The 1,310-nt window shown below is 67.4% G+C and carries 2 protein-coding genes; both read right to left on the bottom strand.

Annotated features, from left to right (window positions below):
• Positions 1 to 229: hypothetical protein (locus ACYVK7_RS17650; protein ID WP_460889032.1), on the bottom strand; the 229-nt coding region annotated here is incomplete at its 3' end.
• A gap of 265 nt (positions 230 to 494) precedes the next feature.
• Positions 495 to 1,175: a transposase gene (locus tag ACYVK7_RS17645; RefSeq protein ID WP_460889031.1), complete on the bottom strand. Its 681-nt coding sequence runs from the start codon at positions 1,173 to 1,175 to the stop codon at positions 495 to 497.
• Positions 1,176 to 1,310 lie beyond the last annotated feature (135 nt).

Raw genomic sequence — 1,310 nt, 5'->3', positions numbered from 1 at the left:
CACCGCCGCCGACCCCCTGCCCGACGACCTCCAGGCGGCCATCGACCTCATCCACCGCCCGCACTAAATGAGCCAAGTCGGGTGAGGTCGCACCGACGAGACGTCCAGCAAGGCCGAGTTCCAAGCCGATCAGCGCGGGGGCCGAGACGGTTAGCGGCCGCCCCAGCAGCTTGCGCCCGGGCCCCAGACTGCCGAGGAGCCTGCGCCGGGACACGTAGTCGTCCCACATCATGCTCGCCGAACGCCGCGCCTGGCACTACCCGGATGCATGACCCAGCTCGCAATGGCTCACCGAACGGGTTATCGCCGACGAAGTCGTCGAACTCCTGACCCGAAGGGCCCGCATTCCGCAAGAACTGCTGCGACAAACAGCACTGGCAGCAACACCGGATTGGCACCGGGGGCGTTAGTTCATCTAGCGCACCGTCAATCACATGCCTGTCGTCCTACTGTGCACTAGGAGGACGGCTCGGCAGACGTTCTCAGAGCCCTATTCAGCGCGTGAGTCGGTAGAACTCCAGGTTGGTGATCATGTGGATGATGCTTGGTAGTTCGGCCAGTCGGCCGCGGTAGCCGGCTGAGAGGATCTTCCACTGTTTGAGCAGGGCGATCGCGCGTTCGACCGGCGCTCGGAGGCTGGCGATGTGCCGGTTCCATGCCTTGTCCTGGGCGCTGCGCGGGACGCCCGTCATCTTCTTCCGCGGGGTCAGGCGGGTGTGCTTGACGTAGGCGGTGTCGGCCAGCACCGCGACCACGCGCTCGGCCCGGGCGGTGGTGATCTGGTCGGCCCACCCGACCTCGTCCAGGGCCCGCGAGTCGTGCCGGGAGCCGCGTACGGGCACGGAGACGTCGGCCAGTGTCCCGTCCCGGAAGGCCGCGACCTGAACGCCCAGCGCCTGCTTCTTGTGCTTGGCATTGAAGTTCGTCGTCCCGGTCCCGGCACGGTTGCCGGTCGGGATCGGGGTGCCGTCGACCAGCACCGTCCCGCGCGCCAGCGCGTCGGCCAGACGGGTGCGGTCCAGTGCGGTGACCTGTCCGAGCAGCGGCAGCAGGTACCGCCAGATCCGCGAGACCGTCGCCTGAGAGACGCCGAACAGATCTCCGGTCAGCTGCTGAGCGAGGTTGTGCCGCGCTTTGAGGAGCACCAGCGTCACCGCTGTGCCGAACGGCAGCACGAAGTCGTACCTCTGGTCCGGTGGCCGGTTCTGGTGGACCTGCCATGCGCGGGCGACCCGACTTGGCTCACGTTTTCGGGTACTCGGTGATGGTGGGTCGGTGACCTGGGCGGATGCTCGCTGAAGTGGGCGGTG

The organism is Promicromonospora xylanilytica (genome assembly GCF_054782895.1).
The sequence above is the reverse complement of the archived record's forward strand: the minus strand, read 5'-3'. Positions and strand labels throughout refer to the sequence as shown.